Source organism: Stenotrophomonas sp. CASM114 (genome assembly GCF_049384325.1).
In the GTDB taxonomy this organism is placed as follows: domain Bacteria; phylum Pseudomonadota; class Gammaproteobacteria; order Xanthomonadales; family Xanthomonadaceae; genus Stenotrophomonas; species Stenotrophomonas muris.
The window spans coordinates 1-19,010 of the sequence record NZ_JBMRGJ010000027.1 but is presented as its reverse complement, the minus strand read 5'-3'; the positions used below and the strand labels follow the sequence as shown (position 1 = coordinate 19,010).

At 66.8% G+C, this 19,010-nt stretch carries 17 protein-coding genes; 11 read left to right on the top strand and 6 right to left on the bottom strand.

Translation table 11 applies throughout. The annotated features are described in order from the left end of the window. Window positions 1–46 precede the first annotated feature (46 nt). The gene (locus VG566_RS18525) at window positions 47–1,297 is read left to right on the top strand and encodes a DUF819 domain-containing protein (protein ID WP_053496043.1); all 1,251 of its coding nucleotides are present in this window, start codon (window positions 47–49) and stop codon (window positions 1,295–1,297) included. Between the two features lie 117 nt (window positions 1,298–1,414). Here the strand turns inward: VG566_RS18525 and VG566_RS18520 are convergent, their stop codons facing one another. Both VG566_RS18520 and VG566_RS18515 read right to left on the bottom strand, forming a co-directional pair. Next, window positions 1,415–1,639: a YbdD/YjiX family protein gene (locus VG566_RS18520; protein ID WP_032958992.1), complete on the bottom strand. Its 225-nt coding sequence runs from the start codon at window positions 1,637–1,639 to the stop codon at window positions 1,415–1,417. Next, window positions 1,639–3,720, bottom strand: coding sequence for a carbon starvation CstA family protein (locus VG566_RS18515; RefSeq protein WP_014648006.1), 2,082 nt, complete (start codon window positions 3,718–3,720; stop codon window positions 1,639–1,641). Before VG566_RS18515 ends, VG566_RS18520 begins: the two co-directional genes overlap by 1 nt. Window positions 3,721–3,935: 215 nt before the next feature. On the opposite strand from VG566_RS18515, the gene VG566_RS18510 reads away from it, so the two are divergent. Further along, window positions 3,936–4,787: a pirin family protein gene (locus VG566_RS18510; RefSeq protein WP_014648005.1), complete on the top strand. Its 852-nt coding sequence runs from the start codon at window positions 3,936–3,938 to the stop codon at window positions 4,785–4,787. A 127-nt stretch (window positions 4,788–4,914) separates the two neighbouring features. On the opposite strand, the gene VG566_RS18505 is transcribed toward VG566_RS18510, so the two are convergent. From VG566_RS18505 to VG566_RS18490, 4 genes are all read right to left on the bottom strand, one after another. Next, the gene (locus VG566_RS18505) at window positions 4,915–5,373 is read right to left on the bottom strand and encodes a hypothetical protein (protein ID WP_049441929.1); all 459 of its coding nucleotides are present in this window, start codon (window positions 5,371–5,373) and stop codon (window positions 4,915–4,917) included. A 197-nt stretch (window positions 5,374–5,570) separates the two neighbouring features. Continuing rightward, the gene (gene aqpZ, locus VG566_RS18500; RefSeq protein ID WP_014648003.1) at window positions 5,571–6,290 is read right to left on the bottom strand and encodes an aquaporin Z; all 720 of its coding nucleotides are present in this window, start codon (window positions 6,288–6,290) and stop codon (window positions 5,571–5,573) included. Window positions 6,291–6,411: 121 nt separating this feature from the next. Next, window positions 6,412–7,275 (bottom strand): pirin family protein, encoded by an 864-nt coding sequence (locus tag VG566_RS18495; RefSeq protein WP_005410608.1) that lies wholly within the window; start codon window positions 7,273–7,275, stop codon window positions 6,412–6,414. Window positions 7,276–7,899: 624 nt separating this feature from the next. Then, window positions 7,900–9,963: a 3-hydroxyacyl-CoA dehydrogenase NAD-binding domain-containing protein gene (locus tag VG566_RS18490; protein ID WP_241884311.1), complete on the bottom strand. Its 2,064-nt coding sequence runs from the start codon at window positions 9,961–9,963 to the stop codon at window positions 7,900–7,902. Between the two features lie 235 nt (window positions 9,964–10,198). Here VG566_RS18490 and rpoE point away from each other — a divergent pair, with 235 nt between their 5' ends. The 9 genes from rpoE (at window position 10,199) to recO (ending at window position 18,853) form a co-directional block, all read left to right on the top strand. Next, window positions 10,199–10,819 carry an RNA polymerase sigma factor RpoE gene (rpoE, locus tag VG566_RS18485; RefSeq protein WP_014038091.1) on the top strand — a complete coding sequence of 207 codons (621 nt, stop codon included), beginning with the start codon at window positions 10,199–10,201 and terminating at the stop codon, window positions 10,817–10,819. After that, the gene (locus tag VG566_RS18480) at window positions 10,816–11,685 is read left to right on the top strand and encodes a sigma-E factor negative regulatory protein (RefSeq protein ID WP_049405576.1); all 870 of its coding nucleotides are present in this window, start codon (window positions 10,816–10,818) and stop codon (window positions 11,683–11,685) included. The genes rpoE and VG566_RS18480 overlap by 4 nt, the downstream gene beginning before the upstream one ends. A gap of 74 nt (window positions 11,686–11,759) precedes the next feature. Then, on the top strand, window positions 11,760–13,292 hold the full coding sequence (locus VG566_RS18475; protein WP_014648000.1) for a DegQ family serine endoprotease: 1,533 nt from the start codon (window positions 11,760–11,762) through the stop codon (window positions 13,290–13,292). Window positions 13,293–13,472: 180 nt separating this feature from the next. After that, complete coding sequence (gene lepA / locus VG566_RS18470; protein ID WP_032958997.1) at window positions 13,473–15,266, top strand: translation elongation factor 4; 1,794 nt, start codon at window positions 13,473–13,475, stop codon at window positions 15,264–15,266. A gap of 55 nt (window positions 15,267–15,321) precedes the next feature. Further along, on the top strand, window positions 15,322–16,116 hold the full coding sequence (lepB, locus tag VG566_RS18465) for a signal peptidase I (RefSeq protein ID WP_014038087.1): 795 nt from the start codon (window positions 15,322–15,324) through the stop codon (window positions 16,114–16,116). A 52-nt stretch (window positions 16,117–16,168) separates the two neighbouring features. After that, a complete protein-coding gene (locus VG566_RS18460) occupies window positions 16,169–16,552 on the top strand; it encodes a DUF4845 domain-containing protein (protein WP_014647998.1) in 384 nt (127 codons plus the stop codon). Then, window positions 16,542–17,222, top strand: a complete 681-nt coding sequence (rnc, locus tag VG566_RS18455; protein WP_241884312.1) for a ribonuclease III — start codon at window positions 16,542–16,544, stop codon at window positions 17,220–17,222. The genes VG566_RS18460 and rnc overlap by 11 nt, the downstream gene beginning before the upstream one ends. Then, complete coding sequence (gene era / locus VG566_RS18450) at window positions 17,219–18,115, top strand: GTPase Era (RefSeq protein ID WP_005410599.1); 897 nt, start codon at window positions 17,219–17,221, stop codon at window positions 18,113–18,115. The genes rnc and era overlap by 4 nt, the downstream gene beginning before the upstream one ends. Before the next feature lie 18 nt (window positions 18,116–18,133). Further along, the gene (gene recO, locus VG566_RS18445) at window positions 18,134–18,853 is read left to right on the top strand and encodes a DNA repair protein RecO (RefSeq protein ID WP_032959000.1); all 720 of its coding nucleotides are present in this window, start codon (window positions 18,134–18,136) and stop codon (window positions 18,851–18,853) included. Window positions 18,854–19,010 lie beyond the last annotated feature (157 nt).

Genomic DNA, 19,010 nt, shown 5'->3' with positions numbered 1-19,010 from the left:
ATGCGGCGCTTTTTTTTCTCCGCTCTTTCGATCGACAGAGGATCCCATGCCGACCGAACCCGCTACCGCCCTGATCAGCAACGACATCGTTGGACTGGGCCTGATTGCCGCCACCCTGGCCCTGATCTTCTGGGCCGCCAGTGGTCCGACCCCGTTGTTGAAGAAGATCTTCGCCTGGGTGCCGGCACTGCTGCTGTGCTACTTCATCCCCGCCATCTACAACACCGCCGGTGTCATCGATGGCCACAACACCTCGCTCTACAACCCGGTCGCGCGCGACGTGCTGCTGCCCGCTGCGCTGGTCCTGCTAACACTGTCGATCGACCTGAAAGGCGTCATCAAGCTCGGCCCAAAGCTGCTGATCGTGTTCTGTGCCGGTACCGCCGGCATCATGCTCGGCGCCATCGTCTCGTTCCAGCTGATGAAGCTGATCCATCCGGAAACGGTGGCCGGTGATACCTGGGCCGGCATGGCCGCGCTGGCCGGCAGCTGGATCGGTGGCGGCGCCAACATGGTGGCCATGCGCGAGGTGTTCGGCACCGATGCCACCACCTTTGGCCAGTTCGCGGTGGTCGACGTGGCCTGCGCCAGCCTGTGGATGGCGATCCTGCTGTTTTTGGCCAACCGCGCGCAGCAGATCGATACCCGCAACGGTGCCGACACCCGCGCCATCGACGAGATGAAGGCACGCATCAGCGCCTACGAGGCACAGAACGCGCGCATTCCCAGCATGACCGACCTGATGGTGATCGTTGGCGTGGCATTGGGTGGCGTCGGCCTGGCCCATGCCATCGCCGCGCCGTTGTCGGGCTGGTTCAAGGCCAATGTCAGCTGGGCCAGCCAGTTCAGCCTCGACAGCCAGTTCGTCTGGGTGATCCTGCTGTCCACGGCGATGGGCCTGGGCCTGAGCTTCACCCGTGCGCGCCGGCTGGAAGCCGCAGGCGCTTCGCGGCTGGGCACGGTGTTCCTGTACTTCCTGATCGCCTGCATCGGCATGCAGATGAACCTGCTGTCGCTGCTGGATCGGCCGTGGCTGTTCCTGCTTGGCGCGATCTGGATGGCCACGCACGTGCTGGTGCTGTGGGGGGTAGCCAAGCTGCTGCGCGCGCCGCTGTTCTTCTTCGCGATCGGTTCGCAGGGCAACATCGGCGCGGCCGCCTCGGCCCCCGTGGTGGCCGCAGCCTTCCATCCGACGCTGGCCCCGGTGGGCGTGCTGCTGGGTACGGTGGGCTATGCCACCGGCACCGGGCTGGCGTATGTCACCGGCCTGATCCTGAAGTGGATGGCCGGCGCCTGAGTCCTGGCCGGACGATCCTGTTGCGGGTTCGCGGCGTGCGCCGCGAACCCGCTCTGCCAGTGTAGAGCCGAGCCCGCGCTCGGCTTTCTTTTGCCTGCTGAAAGGCAGGCCTGGCCCTCAGCAGCAGCGCCCGCCGTTGCGTCCGCCGTAACGCGCTTCCTGGCGCTCGCGGAAGAACGTCTTGTAGTCCATCGGCTCCTGGTCCGGGTGCTTATCCAGCATGTGCCGGACGTAGTTGTCGTAGTCAGGAATGCCGCAGCACAGTCGTGCGGTCTGCACCAGGCGCCGCCAGATGCGGCGGTGCGCCTGGTACTGGCCGGCGGGAACCAGTTGCGTGCTCATCACAGATCCACCATTTCATGCGGCTTCAGCGCCACGTACGGGGTCTCGCGGTCGCTGCGCTGCGGGTTGCGGCGTGCCGCCAGGATGGTCTTGATCGAATACACCAGCACCGCGCCGACCACCAGCAGGAACAGCGCGGTCAGGCCGGTGTTGACGTAGGCGTTGACCACGATCTGCTTCATCTGCGCCACCGACTTGGCCGGTGCAGTGATCGTATCGCTGGCGAGCGCGGCCTGGAACTTGTGTGCCTGCGCCAGGAAACCCTGCGCCGGGTTGCTGTCGAAGATCTTGATGAAGCCGGCGTAGGTGGTGCAGATCAGCAGCCACACCGCCGGTACCGCAGTGACCCACGCATAGCGGTCACGCTTCATCTTGAACAGCACCACCGTGCCCAGCATCAGCGCGATGCCAGCCAGCATCTGGTTGGAGATGCCGAACAGCGGCCACAGCGTCTGGATGCCGCCGAACGGATCGACCACGCCGGTGTAGAGCAGGTAGCCCCACAGCGCCACGCAGCCGGCGGTACCGATGATGTTGGCGGTCCACGACTCGGTCTTCTTCAGGGCCGGCACGAAGTTGCCCAGCAGGTCCTGCAGCATGAAGCGCCCGGCGCGGGTACCGGCGTCCACCGCGGTCAGGATGAACAAGGCTTCGAACAGGATCGCGAAGTGGTACCAGAACGCCATCATCGCGTCGCTGCCACTGGGAATCGCTTCGTGCAGGATCTGCGCTATGCCTACCGCCAGCGTCGGTGCACCACCGGCGCGGTGCAGGATGGTGGGTTCACCGATGGCGGCCGCGGTCGCGGTCAACTGCTCGGGGGTGATGGTGAAGCCCCAGGTGTTGGTGATGTAGTGCGCCGCCGAGGCTGCATCGGCACCGATCACGGCGGCCGGGCTGTTCATCGCGAAGTAGATGCCCGGATCGATGATCGAGGCCGCCACCAGCGCCATCACCGCCACGAACGATTCCATCAGCATGCCGCCGTAGCCGATGTAGCGCATGTGCGCTTCATTGGCCAGCAGCTTCGGCGTGGTGCCGGAGGAGATCAGTGCGTGGAAACCCGAGACCGCACCGCAGGCGATGGTGATGAACAGGAAGGGGAACATGCCGCCCTTCCACACCGGGCCATCACCGCTGGCGGCGAACTGGGTCAGTGCCGGCATCTTCAGTTCCGGCATCACCACCAGGATGCCGATGGCCAGCGCGATGATGGTGCCGATCTTGAGGAAGGTCGACAGGTAGTCGCGCGGGGCCAGCAGCAGCCACACCGGCAGCACCGAGGCGACGAAGCCGTAGCCGATCAGCATCCAGGTGATCTGGGTACCGGTGAAGGTGAATGCCGGGCCCCACACCGGGTCGGCGGCGACCTTGCCGCCGTACCAGATCGCGGCCAGCAGCAGGATCAGGCCAACCACCGAAATTTCGCCGATCCTGCCGGGGCGGATGTAGCGCATGTACACGCCCATCAGGATCGCGATGGGCATCGTCGCGATCACCGTGAACATGCCCCACGGGCTTTCGGCCAGCGCCTTGACCACCACCATCGCCAGCACCGCCAGGATGATGATCATGATCAGGAACGCACCGAACAGGGCGATGGTGCCGGGTACCTGGCCCATCTCCTCGCGCACCAGGTCACCCAGCGAGCGGCCGTTGCGACGGCTGGACAGGAACAGCACCATGAAGTCCTGCACCGCACCGGCCAGCACCACGCCCACCACCAGCCACAGCAGGCCGGGCAGGTAGCCCATCTGCGCGGCCAGCACCGGGCCGACCAGCGGGCCGGCGCCGGCAATGGCGGCGAAGTGGTGGCCGAACAGCACGTGCTTGTTGGTCGGCACGTAGTCCAGGCCATCGTTGTTGATCACCGCCGGGGTGGCCCGGGTCGGATCCAGCTGCATCACCTTGTTGGCGATGAACAGGCTGTAGAAGCGGTAGGCGACCAGGTACAGCGAGACCGCGGCCACCACGATCCACAGTGCGTTGATGTGCTCGCCGCGGCGCAGGGCGACGGTGCCCAGACAGAATGCGCCGAGCAGGGCGAGTGCCGCCCAGCCCAGTTTGGAAAACCCTTTCATGAGGTGCTCTCTCCCGGAAAGACAGTCAAAGAGTCCTGCTTGCCCACGACAGGGTCAATTGGCACAGGACGAATCGGCGGTAGTACTTTGGTCGTACGACGGTGGCGCTGACGTGCAGCCAACATCAGGGATGGAACAATTGGTTGCGGTGCCATCCATTGGCGTACGGCCATGTGGCGTCCATCTTCAGGGGCATCCATCCCACAGGAGTCGCCATGAGCCTTCCCGAACCGGTCCGCGTGCTGCGCACCATCCGTGGCATGCCCACCTCCGACGGTGCCGGCGTGCGCCTGACCCGCGTCATCGGCGGCCCGACGCTGCCGGACCTGGACCCGTTCCTGCTGCTCGATGAATTCGGCACCGACCGGGCCGAGGACTACATCGCCGGCTTCCCGGAACACCCGCACCGCGGTTTCGAGACCGTCACCTACATGCTCGACGGACGCATGCGGCATCGCGACAACCATGGCAACGAAGGCCTGTTGACCCCGGGCAGCGTGCAGTGGATGACCGCTGGCCGCGGCCTGGTGCACTCGGAGATGCCCGAGCAGGAAAGCGGGCAGATGCGTGGATTCCAGCTGTGGGTGAACCTGCCGGCGAAGGAGAAGATGACCGAGCCGAAGTACCAGGAGTTCGCGCCCGAGCGCATTCCCGTGGTGCAGCCGGCAGCCGGCGTGGAAGTGAAGGTGATCGCCGGCTCGGTCGACGGCACCCGCGGCCCGATCGTGCAGCCGGCCACCGAGCCGCTGTATCTCGACATCACGTTGGCGCCCGACCGGGCCTGGACTTACACGCTGCCGGAAGGCCACAACGCCTTTGCCTATGTATTTGAAGGCGGACTGACGGTGGGTGAACAGGACGCCGCCCGTGATGTTGCGCGCCAGGAGCTGGCGGTGCTGGGCGGCGGCGAACAGCTGCATGTTTCGGCTGGCAGCGAAGGCGCGCGGCTGATCCTGGTGGCCGGCCGTCCGTTGCGCGAGCCGGTGATGCGGCACGGCCCGTTCGTGATGAACACGCGGCAGGAACTGATGCAGGCCTTCGTCGATTTCCAGGAAGGCAGGTTCTGAGGTAGTGCCGGCCGCCGGCCGGCACCTGCTTTTGATCAGGACCGAAGGGTTTGCCGGCCGGCGGCCGGCACTACCTGCCGATCGAGGTGCATTGCGGGGATGCTGCCAGGCAGTCATCCCGTCACCTTCAGCGCCCGGCGGCCACGGCCGAAGGGGTCAGGCTCATGCCCTGCGCCAGCTGCTGCAGTGAGCTCAGTTCCTGCGCGCTGTCCGGATACAGCGCAATCTGCGCATAACGCCCTTTGTCGATCTTGACCACGCTGATGCGCCGTTCGGCATATCCCGGCGGTTGCTGGCCGCCCAGGTCGGGCTGGTACCAGTACAGCGATTCACCGCCGAAGCTGCCTTTTTCCTGGCGCAGCGAGCGGCTCAGCGGAATGGCGGGGTCACGCGCGCTGAGCATCAGGCTCAGTACTTCGCGGCCATCAGGGGTGCTGGCGCGGCAGACCAGGAAATCGGCCTGCACCTGCTGCTGCCACTGCAGGCCACTGCTGGCTGGCAGCGAAGGACATTCGGACGGCGCCTGCGCGGCCGCCTGGGCCGCAGCGAACAGCAGGCTCGACAACATGACAGGCACGAACTTCATGCATCCCCCAAGGTGATGAGTTGTTTGGCTCCGCCAGCAGGGCCGGCGGCCGTGGCATCCCATCCCCGGATGCCGCCCCATCCGGCATGTGCACGGACGGTCAACTCAACCTTAACGGAACGTGAGCAATCGCACAATTCGCGGTTGCAGAAGTAACCATTGCGGCCGAGGGTGGGCCGCAATGGGAGCCGCGTGGATCAGCGGTCGCTGCCGATCCACTTGTAGATCAGGCCGCCGATCGCGCCGCCCAGCAGGGGAGCGACCCAGAACAGCCACAGCTGGCTGACTGCTCCGCTGCCGGCAAAGAAGGCCACGGCGGTGGAGCGGGCCGGGTTCACCGAGGTGTTGGTGACCGGAATGCTGATCAGGTGGATCAGGGTCAGCGACAGGCCGATCGCCAGCGGGGCGAAACCGGCCGGTGCCTTGCCGTGGGTGGAACCCATGATCACGATCAGGAACACCGCCGTCAGCACCACTTCGCACAGGAAGGCGGCTGCCACGCTGTAGCCGCCGGGCGACAGCGTGCCATAGCCATTGCTGGCGAACGCACCCGCCTGGCTGCCATCGATGGCGAAGCCAGTGGCGCCGGAGGCGATCTGCAGCAGGATGAAGCCGGCCAGCAGGCCGCCGGCAACCTGGGCGATGATGTAGGGCACCAGATCCCTGGTCGGGAAACGACCACCGGCCCACAGCCCGACGCTGACTGCCGGGTTGAAGTGCGCGCCGGAGATATGGCCGAACGCATAGGCGCCGGTCACCACGGTCAGGCCGAAGGCCAGCGCCACGCCGAGGAAACCGATACCCAGCGGATTGCCGTCGCCACCGAACTTGGCGGCCAGCACCGCACTGCCACAGCCACCCAGAACCAGCCAGAACGTGCCGAGGAACTCGGCGGACAAGCGTTTACCCATGCTCATGTGTTGCACTCCTTTGACGGTCGAAAGTGTGATTTATGTCACATTTCAATGATCAGCGGGTGACTGTAGCGTCAACGCCGGGTGCAGGGATACACCTTCAGATGTGTGCAACACGCGATGTTCAGTACTGCGGAAGTGGGATGAATTCCTTGTCGTCGCCCGGAATGGTGCCGAAGCGGCCGGCTTCCCAGTCGTGCTTGGCCTGCTCGATGCGCTCCTTCGAGCTCGACACGAAGTTCCACCACAGGTGGCGCGGGCCATCCAGCGGCTCGCCACCGAACAGCATCGCCTTCACCGGCGTCTTCGCGCGCAGGCGGCCGCGTGCACCGGCTTCGGGGATCACCAGGTGCTGCGCGGGAATATCCACGCCATCCAGCTGCGCGTCGCCCTCGAGGATGTACAACGCGCGCTCGCGGTGGCCGTCGTCGATATCGATTTCCGCATCGGGGTCGAGATCGATTGCCACGTTGAGGGTGTCGGCGAATACCTTCACCGGCGATTCCTCGCCGTACGCACGGCCGGCGATCACCCGCAGCCACGCGCCGTTGCGACGCTGCTCGGGCAGGGTGGCAGCGGCATGGTGGTAGAACGCCGGCTCGATTTCCTCGTGCGACTTCGGCAGCGCGACCCAGGTCTGCATGCCGTGGATCGGGTTGTCATGGTCGCGGTCCGGTTGCGGCGTCCGCTCGGAATGGGCGATACCGCGGCCGGCGGTCATCCAGTTGACGTCACCGGGACGGATCACCTGATCCGAACCCAGCGTGTCGCGGTGGCCGATCGCGCCCGACCACAGGTAGGTGACGGTGGCCAGGCCGATATGCGGATGCGGGCGCACGTCGATGGCGGTGCCGGGGTGCATGAGTGCCGGGCCCATCTGGTCGACGAACACGAACGAGCCGATGCTGCGCGCCTGCAGGGTGGGGACGGCGCGACGGACTTCGAGGCCGCCGATGTCGTGCACGCGCGGGGCGATGATGGTGGTCATGCGGGCATTCTCGCTGGCAGGGATCAGGTGGTGAGCATCGCATGCAGCTGTGATGGGCACATGCCCCGTCTGGGTAACAGGGTGTTCCAGCCAACGGCGCAGCCCCTCGTGGCTGTGGGGTTGGTTGCGTAAAGCAAAAGCCGCGCTTGGCCGGGCGGGGTGGGTTCGCGGGGGACGCCGTGAATCCGTCCCTGGAGGCTTGGCCGCGGCATCCATGCCGCGGACACCCCCGCGGACCCACCCCGCCCGGCCTCTGACAGTTTCCGTGTGCGTCCAGCCACGGAGAAGAAAAAAGAAAATCAAAATCAAACGCCGGTCGCTTCGCTCCTGGTGACGAGCAAGGTCGACACCCATCAGTTTGTAGTGATCCACACCGATATCGAGATTCACCGACCGTTACCGGGAAACTGTCAGGGGTGGGGCGGTGTGGGCAGGCAGGACCGTTGGGGCCATGGACGGCGCCATCGAGCCCCCATGGACGGGTTTACGGCGTGTCCTGCCTGCCCACACCGCCCCGCCCAACAAATAGAAAAGCCAGAGCCGGCTGTTGCTCCGGCTCTGGCTTCTGCTGTGGAACTTGACGTTGCCTCTGCGGGTGCCGGGCCGCAGGCCCGGCCGATGAACTCAGACCACCGGTTCGCGCAGGACGGGGTTGTCCCAGCCGGGGCGCGGCGCGAAACGGTCGCCATGGCGCTGCTGCAGCGCCTTCAACCGCTCGACGATCGCATCGGCACCGACCGCACGGATGTGCTGGATCGGACCGCCGCGGAACGGTGCGAAACCGGTGCCGAAGATCACGCCGGCATCCAGCAGGTCCGCGTCGGCCACCACGCCCTCGTGCAGGCAGGCCACCGCCTCGTTCAACAGCGGCAGGATCAGGCGGTCCTCCAGATCGGCCGGGGCCTGGTAGTCGCTGGCCACGTCCGGCTTCTTCGGCTTGCCGTTCTCCCAGGTGTAGATGCCCTGGCCATCCTTCTTGCCGCGCTTGTCCGGTTCCACCGTCTGCAGTGCGGCCGGGATCTGCAGGCCCAGGAACGGCGCCAGTTCGCGGCCGACGCCGGCGGCCACGTCCAGGCCCACGGTATCGATCAGTTCGATCGGGCCCATCGGCATGCCGAACTTCACCGCGGCCTTGTCGATCACCGGGCCCGGAATGCCCTCGGCATACGCGGTGGCCGCTTCCAGCATGTACGGGAACAGCACGCGGTTGACCAGGAAGCCCGGGCTGCCGGCCACCGGCACCGGGAACTTGCCCAGCGCCTTGCAGAACGCGGCCAGGCGACGCTCGGTCTCCGGCGCCATGCCGTCCTGATGGATGATCTCCACCAACGGCATCTGCGCTACCGGGTTGAAGTAGTGCAGGCCCGCGAACTGCGCAGGGCGCTGGATGTGGTCGCGCAGTTCCACCAGCGGAATCGACGAGGTGTTGGTGGTCAGCAGGGCGTCCTGCTTCATCTTCGGCTCAAGCGTCTGGTACAGCGCACGCTTGGCTTCGGGGTTCTCGATGATTGCCTCGATCACCAGGTCGGCCTCGGCCACGCCGTTGCCTTCCAGGTCGGCACGCAGGCGCGCGGCCACGGCCGGGCGCTTGCTCTCGTCGCGCACCTTCTTGGCGAACAGCGCCTGCGCGCGTTCCATGGCCGGGTCGATGAAGCGCTGCTCGCGGTCCTGCAGGGTCACCTCGAAGCCCTTGTAGGCGGCCCACGCGGCGATGTCGCCGCCCATCACGCCGGCGCCGACCACGTGCACGTGGCGGATGCCGGAATCACCGCCACCGAGGCCCTTCAGGCGTTCGGTGAGGAAGAAGATACGGATCAGGTTGCGCGCGGTCGGAGTACTGGCCAGCTTCACCACGGCACGCCGCTCGGCGTCCAGGCGGGCCTGGATCGGCTTGCCGCCACTGCGCTGCCAGGTGCTGATCAGTGCGTACGGCGCCGGGTACTGGTCCTTCTTCGCCTTGCGGGCGACCTGCTTGACCATCTGCGGTGCCAGCAGCGTGCGTGCCAGCCAGGTGTTGGTGGCCCAGGCCGTGGCGCGCTGCTTGAACGGGCGGGTGGTGCCGGACAGCGCCAGTGCAACGGCCGTGTCGAGCACCACCGCCGGTGCCACCACCTTGTCGACCAGGCCGATGCCACGCGCGGCCGAGGCCGACAGGGTGCGGCCGGTCAGCATCATGTCCATCGCTGCCGGGGCGCCCACCAGGTGCGGCAGGCGGGCGCTGCCACCCCACCCCGGGAAGATGCCCAGCTGGGTCTCCGGCAGGCCGATGCGGGTGCTGCTGTCATTGGAGGCCACGCGATAGCGGCAGGCCAGGGCAAGCTCGGTGCCACCGCCGAGGCAGTGGCCGTGGATGGCCGCCACGGTCGGGCAGGGCAGCTCGGCCAGCTTCTGGTAGGTGGCCTGGCCACGCCGGATCGCGTCGTTGACGGTGCCGCGACGGTCGAATTCCTGGAACTCCTTCAGGTCGGCACCGGCAATGAAGCCGGCCTTCTTCAGCGACTGGATGACCACGCCCTTGGGCGGGTCCAGGGCAATGCGCTCAAGCAGGTCGCCCAGTTCCAGCAGCACGTCCTGCGACATCGCATTGACGCTGCTGTCCTGGCGATCCAGGGAGAGAACCACCACGCCGTCGTCGCGGATCTCGGGGTGCCAGTGGCTGAAGCGGAGACCATCGAAGCCTGAGAGCATGGACGTTCCATCCGGTTGTGTATGGAGAAGCGGCTATGATCCAGAGGTTGTTTCCCCCGCGTCAAATCCCAATAGCAGGGGAGTGGCGCCCCCGGATCCATGGCCGTGGATCGGGACGCTAACCGAATGGTGGTTAAAAGCTGGTGCGGCGCCAGGTGATCGGCGACTGAACTTTTCCCGGGATTGGCAGTCTCATTGCCCGACGTCGGTTGGGCTGACAGGAGTGCGGCCCCTCATGGCCGATGTTGATACACCTCAGGAGCTGGATCTGGAGCTGGTCCGGCGCGTGCAGCACGGCGAGAGTGCCGCGTTCGATGTCCTGGTGCGCAAGTACCAGCATCGGGTCGTGGCCCTGGTCGGTCGCTACATCGCCGACTGGAGCGAATGTCAGGACGTCGCCCAGGACACTTTCATCCGTGCCTACCGCGCGATCGGGAGTTTCCGTGGCGATGCCCAGTTCTCAACCTGGTTGCATCGAATCGCCGTGAATACCGCCAAAAACTACCTGGCTTCACACAATCGTCGTCCGCCGACCGATGACATCGACATCGGTGACGCCGAGCAGTTCGACAGCGGTACCCGCCTGCGGGACACCGACACGCCCGAGCGCGAGTTGATGCGCCAGGAGCTGGAACAGACGGTCATGAAGGCCGTCAACGCGCTGCCGGAGGAACTCCGGTCGGCGATCACCCTGCGCGAGGTGGAAGGCCTGAGCTACGAGGATATCGCGCAGAAGATGGGGTGCCCGATCGGCACCGTGCGTTCCCGGATCTTCCGGGCGCGCGAGGCGATCGACACCGAACTCCGGCCGCTGTTGGACATCGGCAGCGCCACCCGTGAGAAGAGCCGCGTATGACCAGTAATCCGTTCAACGAATCGCAGAACCATCAATCGCCCGCCGGGCAGCGCCTGGACCAGCGCCATCGCGAGCAGCTGTCGGCCCTGGTCGATGGCGAGCTGGGTGCCGATGAAGCGCGCTTCCTGCTGCGCCGGATGGAACACGACCCCGAACTGGCCGGCTGCCAGGAGCGCTGGCAGCTGCTGGGCGACGTGATGCGCGGGCAGGCCCCGGCGTTGGCACCGGCCGGCTTCAGTGCCGCCGTTGCGGCCGCCATTGCGGCAGAGCCGACGCCGCAGGCCGAGCCGCGTCGCCAGGTGCGTCGCAGTGGCTGGCGCGCCTGGGGCGGCGGTGCTGCGCTGGCCGCATCGGTCGCCGCGGTCGCCCTGTTCATCGGCGGCGAGAAATTGAAGGAGGCGACGCCGGGTGAACCGCTGGCGCCGCAGGTGATCGCCAGCCAGGCGGAACTGGCACCGGCCGCGCCGACCCCAGTCACCGAGGCTTCGGTGGACACGGCCGCGGTGGCCGTGGCTGCTGCGCCGGCCGTAGCGATGGCCGCGGCGGGCCGCCGCCAGGACGCCCGCCGTGCCAGCGCTACGCGCAGCCAGCAGGCCGCGCGTGCCGCCCAGCGCGACGACACTTCGCAGCGCGCCATCGCGGCCGTGCAGGCACCGTTGACCCCGACCGTGCCGGCCAACCGCAACCTGCCGTTCGGCGAGGTCAGCGGGCTGCAGGCCCGGCCATGGCCGCGCTCCAGCCTGGCGCCCACCGCTGGCGGCGCGCTCAATGCCAGCTTCCCGGCCCACGCCGGTAGTGCCGCGTTCTATCCGTTCGAGCCGCGCCTGCAGGATGACCTGCCGGTGCCGCCGCGCCCGCGCGACTGAGCCGGGCGCCTTCACGCCCCGCCGTCGGCGGGGCCCGTATTCCTCTTTCCACCCGACCCGGAGGTTGCCGTCCGATGACTCCCCGACTCCGCACGCAGGCCATTGGCCTGCTGGCCCTGACCCTTCCCCTGGTGGCCTGCGCACAGGCGCCGGCGCCCGTCGCGCAGACCCAGCCCGCGCCAGCCGCGGCCGCGCGGGCACCGGCGCAGCCGCTGGTCAGTGGCCTGCCCGACTTCACCAACCTGGTCGAACAGGTCGGCCCGGGCGTGGTCAACGTCGATACCACCATCGTCCGCAACAACCGCCAGGCCGCGCGCGGCCCGATGGGCGACGATGACATGCCGGAGTTCTTCCGCCGCTTCTTTGGTCCCGACTTCCCGATGCCGGGGCAGGGGCCGGGTGGGCCAGACGGTGGCCCCAGCATCAAGGGCCGTGGCATGGGCTCGGGCTTCATCATCTCGCCCGATGGCTATGTGCTGACCAACTACCACGTGGTGGCCGACGCCAGTGACGTGAAGGTCAAGCTGGGCGACAGCCGTGAGTTCACCGCCAAGGTGGTGGGCAGCGACCAGCAGTACGACGTCGCCCTGCTGAAGATCGACGGGAAGAACCTGCCAACCGTGCGCGTGGGTGACTCCAACAGCCTGAAGCCGGGGCAGTGGGTTGTCGCGATCGGCTCGCCGTTCGGCCTCGACCATTCTGTCACCGCCGGCGTGGTCAGCGCCGTCGGCCGCAGTACGGGTGGCCCCGACCAGCGCTATGTGCCGTTCATCCAGACCGACGTGGCGATCAACCAGGGCAATTCCGGTGGCCCTCTTCTGAACACCCGCGGCGAAGTGGTCGGCATCAACTCGCAGATCTTCTCCGCGTCCGGCGGCTACATGGGCATCAGCTTCGCGATCCCGATCGACCTGGCGATGAGCGCGGTGGAGCAGATCAAGAAGAGCGGCAAGGTCACCCGCGGCCAGCTCGGCGCGGTCGTGGAGCCGATCGATTCGCTGAAGGCGCAGGGCCTGGGCCTGCCGGACAGCCGTGGCGCCCTGGTCAACCAGATCGTGGCCGGCAGTGCGGCCGCCAAGGCCGGCGTGCAGGTGGGCGACGTCATCCGCTCGGTCAACGGCAGCCCGGTCAACAGCTGGTCCGACCTGCCGCCGCTGATCGGTGCGATGGCGCCGGGCAGCAAGGTGAACCTGGTGGTGTACCGCGACGGCAAGCCGCATGACCTCAGTGCCACGTTGACCGCCCTGAGTGAAGACGGGCAGGCCAGTGCCCGCGGGCCGTCGGCCGGCGGTGCCGAGGCGGCGCCGCAGACCGGGGCCAATGCCCTGCTGGGGCTGGACGTGAGCGACCTGAGCGCAGCTCAGCGCAAGCAGTTCGGGCTCAACGGCAACGAAGGCGTGCGCATCACCGGGGTCAAGGGCCAGGCGGCGCGTGATGCCGGCCTGTCGCCGGGCATGGTGATCCTGCAGGTCGGCCGCGTCGCGGTCGGCAGTGTGGATGCCCTGAACCGGGCGCTGTCCAGCTTCAAGAAGGACGACGTGGTCATGCTGCTGGTCCGCACGGCCAATGGCAACAGCGCCTTCGTGGCGGTCAAGGCCGGCCAGTAGGGCCTGCCGGGGCCGCTCCGGCGGCCCCTGGGCCTCCCCCGAAGCCCCGCCCCGGCGGGGCTTCGGTCGTTCCGGGCCGGTGCCCGGCAGCCGGTTTTCGCGGCCGGGCGCTGGGCGTGCGATAATCGACCGTTACCCTGACGACGCCGCGCGCCGCCGCCACCTATGTCTTCTGATTCGATGCGGAACATCCGCAACTTCTCCATCATCGCCCATGTCGACCACGGCAAGTCCACGCTGGCCGACCGCATCATCCAGCTCTGCGGTGGCCTGCAGGCCCGCGAGATGGAAGCGCAGGTGCTCGATTCCAATCCGATCGAGCGCGAGCGTGGCATCACGATCAAGGCGCAGTCGGTGTCACTGCCGTACCTGGCCAAGGACGGGCAGACCTACCACCTGAACTTCATCGACACCCCCGGCCACGTCGACTTCTCCTATGAAGTCAGCCGCTCGCTGGCCGCCTGCGAAGGCGCGCTGCTGGTGGTCGATGCGGCGCAGGGCGTGGAAGCCCAGTCGGTGGCCAACTGCTACACCGCCGTGGAGCAGGGCCTGGAAGTGGTGCCGGTGATCAACAAGATCGACCTGCCCACCGCCGACATCGAGCGCGCCAAGGCCGAGATCGAGGCCGTGATCGGCATCGATGCCTCCGACGCCGTGCCGGTCAGTGCCAAGACCGGCCTCAACGTGCAGGACGTGCTGGAAGCGATCGTGCACCGCATTCCGCCGCCGGCGCCGCGCGACACCGACAAGCTGCAGGCGCTGATCATCGACTCGTGGTTCGACAACTACCTCGGCGTGGTGTCGCTGGTGCGCGTGATGCAGGGCGAGATCAAGGCCGGTGACAAGCTGCAGGTGATGTCGACCGGCCGCAACCACCAGGTCGACAACGTCGGCGTGTTCACGCCGAAGCGCAAGGTGCTGCCGGCGCTGCGTGCCGGTGAAGTGGGCTGGGTCACCGCCAGCATCAAGGACGTGCATGGCGCGCCGGTCGGCGACACCCTCACCCTGGCCGGCGATCCGGCGCCGAAGCCGCTGCCGGGCTTCCAGGAAATGCAGCCGCGCGTGTTCGCCGGCCTGTTCCCGGTCGATGCCGAAGACTACCCGGACCTGCGCGAAGCGCTGGACAAGCTGCGCCTGAACGATGCCGCGCTGCGTTTCGAGCCGGAAAGCTCCGAGGCGATGGGCTTCGGCTTCCGCTGCGGCTTCCTGGGCATGCTGCACATGGAAATCGTGCAGGAGCGCCTGGAGCGCGAATACAACCTGGACCTGATCAGCACCGCGCCGACGGTGGTGTATGAGGTCCTGAAGACCGATGGCTCGATCATCAACATGGACAACCCGGCCAAGCTGCCGGCGGTGAACCAGGTCGAGGAAATCCGCGAACCGATCATCCGCGCCAACGTGCTCACCCCCGAGGAGTACATCGGCAACATCATCAAGCTGTGCGAAGAAAAGCGCGGCAGCCAGATCGGCATCAACTACCTGGGCAGCCAGGTGCAGATCAGCTACGAGCTGCCGATGGCCGAGGTGGTGCTGGACTTCTTCGACAAGCTGAAGTCGGTCAGCCGCGGCTACGCCTCGCTCGATTACCACTTCGTGCGCTTCGACGCAGGCCCGTTCGTGCGCGTGGACGTGCTGATCAATGGTGACAAGGTCGATGCGCTGTCGTTGATCGTGCACCGCAGCCACGCTGACCGACGTGGCCGCGAGCTGTGCGAGAAGATGAAGGACCTGATCCCGCGCCAGATGTTCGACGTGGCCATCCAGGCCGCCGTCGGCTCGCAGATCATCGCCCGCACCACGGTCAAGGCCATGCGCAAGAACGTGCTGGCCAAGTGCTATGGTGGCGACGTTTCGCGCAAGAAGAAGCTTCTGGAAAAGCAGAAGGAAGGCAAGAAGCGCATGAAGCAGGTCGGACGCGTGGAGATTCCGCAGGAAGCGTTCCTGGCCGTCCTGCAGATGGACAACAAGTAAGGCCCGCACCGGCCCTGCGGGGCCGGTCGTCTGGTGACGTTGCAAAGGACCCTGAATGAAACTGTTTGAGATCCTCCTGGTCGTGCTGACCCTGGCCTCGGGCCTGATCCTGCTCGCGGACAAGCTGTACCTCGCCAAGCGTCGCGCCCAGCGCGCGGGCCTGCTCGACTCCGAGCCGGTGCTGGTGGATTACTCGCGTGCGTTCTTCCCGGTGCTGGCGATCGTGCTGATCGTGCGCAGTTTCATCGCCGAGCCGTACAAGATCCCGTCCAGCTCGATGATGCCGAACCTGCTGATCGGCGACTTCATCCTGGTCAACAAGTTCTCCTACGGCCTGCGCCTGCCGATCAGCAACACCAAGATCGTGCCGTTTGGCGAGCCGTCGCGCGGCGACGTGGTGGTGTTCCACTTCCCCGGCCACAGCGACAACGATCCGGCCAAGGGTGAGAACTTCATCAAGCGCGTCATCGGCGTGCCGGGCGACACCGTGGTCTTCGAAGGCGACGGCGTGATCCTCAACGGCGAACCGCTGAAGTACGACAACAAGGGCATCTATGCAGGCCACAAGGGCCAGGGCGAGGGTGCCAACCTGCTGGTCGAACACCTGCCGGGTCGTACCCACACCGTGCTGGAGACCGACTATCCGCGTGGCCAGGGCCAGTGGACCGTGCCGGCCGGCAAGTACCTTGTGATGGGCGACAACCGTGACAACAGCGACGATGGCCGTTTCTGGGGCCTGCTGCCGGAAGAAAACCTGCGCGGCAAGGCCTTCCTGATCTGGCTGAACTGCCAGGGCTGGTTCTGCAAGGATGGCTTCGAGCCGTCGCGGATCGGCTCGAGCATCAACTGATCGGGCATCAACCGAGTATTTTCACATCCAACGCGTATCTGGGGAGAACGCAATGAAGACGATGAACACGCAGCGTGGCATGACCCTGACCTCGTTCCTGGCGGTCCTGATCGTGGTCGGTTTCTTCCTTTACATCGGCATGAAGCTGTTCCCGATGTACCAGGAGTATTACGCGGTGCGCTCGGCGATGAAGAGCCTGGCCAACGAGCCGGGTGTGGGCAGCATGGAACCGGCCCGGATCCAGGATCTGTTCTTCAAGCGGCTGTACATCAACTACTCGGAAAACGTGAAGCCGGCCAACGTGAAGTTCGACCGCCGCGACAATGGCTGGACCCTCAAGGTCAACTACGAAGTGCGCCGTCCGCTGGTCGGCAACCTGGACGTGGTTGGCAAATTCGATTCATCCCAGGACCTGACCCGAAGCGGTGCCGAATAAACCTTTCCAACGTGGTGACCTGATCGGTCATCCCTTCCGCGACCCGGCGCTGCTGAAGCAGGCGCTGACGCATCGCAGTGCCGGTGCGCCACACAACGAGCGCCTGGAGTTCCTGGGCGACAGCATCGTCAACATGATGGCGGCCGAGGCGTTGTACCAGCGCTGGCCCAAGGCTGACGAAGGCGCGATGACCCGTGCCCGCGCCGAGCTGGTGCGTGAAGGCGCGCTGGCGGTGATCGGGCGCACCCTGGAACTGGGCGATCGACTGATCCTGGGTCCGGGAGAAATGAAGTCCGGCGGCCACCGTCGTGATTCGATCCTGGCCGACGCGGTGGAAGCCGTGGTGGCTGCGATCTACCTGGATGCCGGCTTCGAGGCCTGCCGGGCGGTGGTACTGCCCTGGTTCAGCGCTTCGATCGAGGCACTGCCGGCCTCCGGCCGGCCCGAGAAGGACCCCAAGACCCGCCTGCAGGAATGGCTGCAGGCCCGACAGAAGGCGTTGCCGCAGTATGAACTGGTGTCAGAATCCGGTGACGACCACGCCAAGCACTTCCGGGTACGCTGCAGCGTAGCCGACCCGGCCGCCAGCACCGAGGGCGAAGGCGCCTCGCGGCGGCTTGCCGAACAACAGGCGGCTGCGGCCGTCCTAGAACAACTGGATTCCAAGTGAGCGAACAAACTCCCCATCATTGCGGCAGCGTGGCCGTCATCGGCCGCCCGAACGTGGGCAAGTCGACCCTGACCAATGCCCTGGTCGGCGCCAAGGTCAGCATCGTCTCCAACCGTCCGCAGACCACGCGCCATCGCCTGCTGGGCATCGCCACCTATCCGGAAGGCCAGCTGGTGCTGGTCGACACCCCCGGCCTGCACAAGGTGCAGAAGCGGGCGATGAACCGGGTGATGAACCGCGCCGCGCGTGGCTCGCTGGAAGGCGTCGATGCAGGCCTGCTGGTGATCGAAGCCGGTCGCTGGGATGAAGAGGACAGCCTGGCGTTCAACGTGCTGCGCGACGCCGGCATCCCGGTCGTGCTGGTGGTCAACAAGATCGATCGCCTGAAGGAAAAGGGCGCGCTGCTGCCGTTCCTGCAGCAGGTGACCGAAGGTCGTGATTTCGCCGCCGTGCACCCGATCTCGGCGCAGAAGCGCAACGGCCTGGAAGCGCTGGTGCGCGACGTGCTGAAGCTGCTGCCGGAAGCCCCGCCGATGTTCGGCGAGGACGAGATCACCGATCGCAGCCAGCGTTTCCTGGCCGGTGAACTGGTGCGCGAGCAGTTGATGCGCCAGCTCGGCGAGGAACTGCCGTACGCAACCACCGTCGAGATCGAGCGCTTCACCGAGGATGGCAACCTGCTGCGCATCGGTGCGGTGATCTGGGTCGAGCGCGAGGGCCAGAAGGCCATCGTGATCGGCAAGGGCGGCGCCCGCCTGAAGGAGATCGGCGCCAAGTCCCGCCTGCAGATGGAGCGTCTGTTCGGGGCCAAGGTGTTCCTGGAAACCTGGGTGCGCGTGCGTGAAGGCTGGTCCGACGACGAGGCCGCGCTGAAGGCCTTCGGCTACGAATAAGCCGCGACGGTCGCTTCGATGATGATCGAGGACGACACCGGCTTCGTGCTGCACGCACGGGCCTACCGCGAGACCAGCCTGCTGGTCGAAGTGTTGAGCGCGCAGCATGGCCGTATCGGCCTGCTGGCGCGTGGCGTGTCCACCGCCAAGGGCCAGGTGCTGCGCGCCGCCCTGCAGCCGTTGCAGTGGATCCGCTTCAGTGCCCAGCAGCGGGGTGAACTGGCCCAGTTGCGGGGTGCCGAGGCGCTGGATGCCGCACCACGCCTGGTCGGCCAGGCGATGTTGGCCGGCTTCTACCTGAGTGAACTGACCCTGCGCCTGGCCCCGCGCCAGGACCCGCTGCCGGAGCTGTACCTTGCCTACGGTGAGGCACGCGCGCGGCTGGCGGTCGGTGCCGGCCTGGCCTGGACCCTGCGCCGTTTCGAACGCGAACTGTTGTCCGCGCTGGGCCTGGGTTTCGAGCTGGACAGTGCCAGTGATGGCCAGCCGATCGACCCGGCGGCGCGCTACGAGCTGGACCCGCAGGAAGGGGCGCAGCGCCTGCTGAGCGAGCGTGGCGGGGAGCGCCGGGCGGCGGCCACTGGCTCGGCGCTGCTGGCCCTTGCGGCCGACGAAGAGCCCAATGCGGCCGATCTGGCCAGCCTGCGCCTGCCGATGCGGCGGGTGCTGGCCCATCACCTGGGCGCGCGCGGGCTGAAGTCCTGGGAAATGCTCGAGCAGCTCGCGCCGCGCAGGTAGGGGGGCGGCAGGGCTTGCAGCCCTGCACCTGCCGAATCAACGTCAACGGCAAAAGCTGGCTATCCGTGGGTAGGCGGGTGGGTCCGGTTGCGGGAGACGCCGTAAACCCGTCCCTGGGGGCTTGGCCGCGGCATCCATGCCGCGGACACTCCCGCAA

Excerpts from the sequence above, each read along its gene's own strand:
- VG566_RS18525 (WP_053496043.1), top strand. The coding sequence starts at position 47 with ATGCCGACCGAACCCGCTACCGCCCTGATCAGCAACGACATCGTTGGA.
- VG566_RS18520 (WP_032958992.1), bottom strand. The coding sequence starts at position 1,639 with ATGAGCACGCAACTGGTTCCCGCCGGCCAGTACCAGGCGCACCGCCGC.
- VG566_RS18515 (WP_014648006.1), bottom strand. The coding sequence starts at position 3,720 with ATGAAAGGGTTTTCCAAACTGGGCTGGGCGGCACTCGCCCTGCTCGGC.
- VG566_RS18510 (WP_014648005.1), top strand. The coding sequence starts at position 3,936 with ATGAGCCTTCCCGAACCGGTCCGCGTGCTGCGCACCATCCGTGGCATG.
- VG566_RS18505 (WP_049441929.1), bottom strand. The coding sequence starts at position 5,373 with ATGAAGTTCGTGCCTGTCATGTTGTCGAGCCTGCTGTTCGCTGCGGCC.
- aqpZ (WP_014648003.1), bottom strand. The coding sequence starts at position 6,290 with ATGAGCATGGGTAAACGCTTGTCCGCCGAGTTCCTCGGCACGTTCTGG.
- VG566_RS18495 (WP_005410608.1), bottom strand. The coding sequence starts at position 7,275 with ATGACCACCATCATCGCCCCGCGCGTGCACGACATCGGCGGCCTCGAA.
- VG566_RS18490 (WP_241884311.1), bottom strand. The coding sequence starts at position 9,963 with ATGCTCTCAGGCTTCGATGGTCTCCGCTTCAGCCACTGGCACCCCGAG.
- rpoE (WP_014038091.1), top strand. The coding sequence starts at position 10,199 with ATGGCCGATGTTGATACACCTCAGGAGCTGGATCTGGAGCTGGTCCGG.
- VG566_RS18480 (WP_049405576.1), top strand. The coding sequence starts at position 10,816 with ATGACCAGTAATCCGTTCAACGAATCGCAGAACCATCAATCGCCCGCC.
- VG566_RS18475 (WP_014648000.1), top strand. The coding sequence starts at position 11,760 with ATGACTCCCCGACTCCGCACGCAGGCCATTGGCCTGCTGGCCCTGACC.
- lepA (WP_032958997.1), top strand. The coding sequence starts at position 13,473 with ATGCGGAACATCCGCAACTTCTCCATCATCGCCCATGTCGACCACGGC.
- lepB (WP_014038087.1), top strand. The coding sequence starts at position 15,322 with ATGAAACTGTTTGAGATCCTCCTGGTCGTGCTGACCCTGGCCTCGGGC.
- VG566_RS18460 (WP_014647998.1), top strand. The coding sequence starts at position 16,169 with ATGAAGACGATGAACACGCAGCGTGGCATGACCCTGACCTCGTTCCTG.
- recO (WP_032959000.1), top strand. The coding sequence starts at position 18,134 with ATGATGATCGAGGACGACACCGGCTTCGTGCTGCACGCACGGGCCTAC.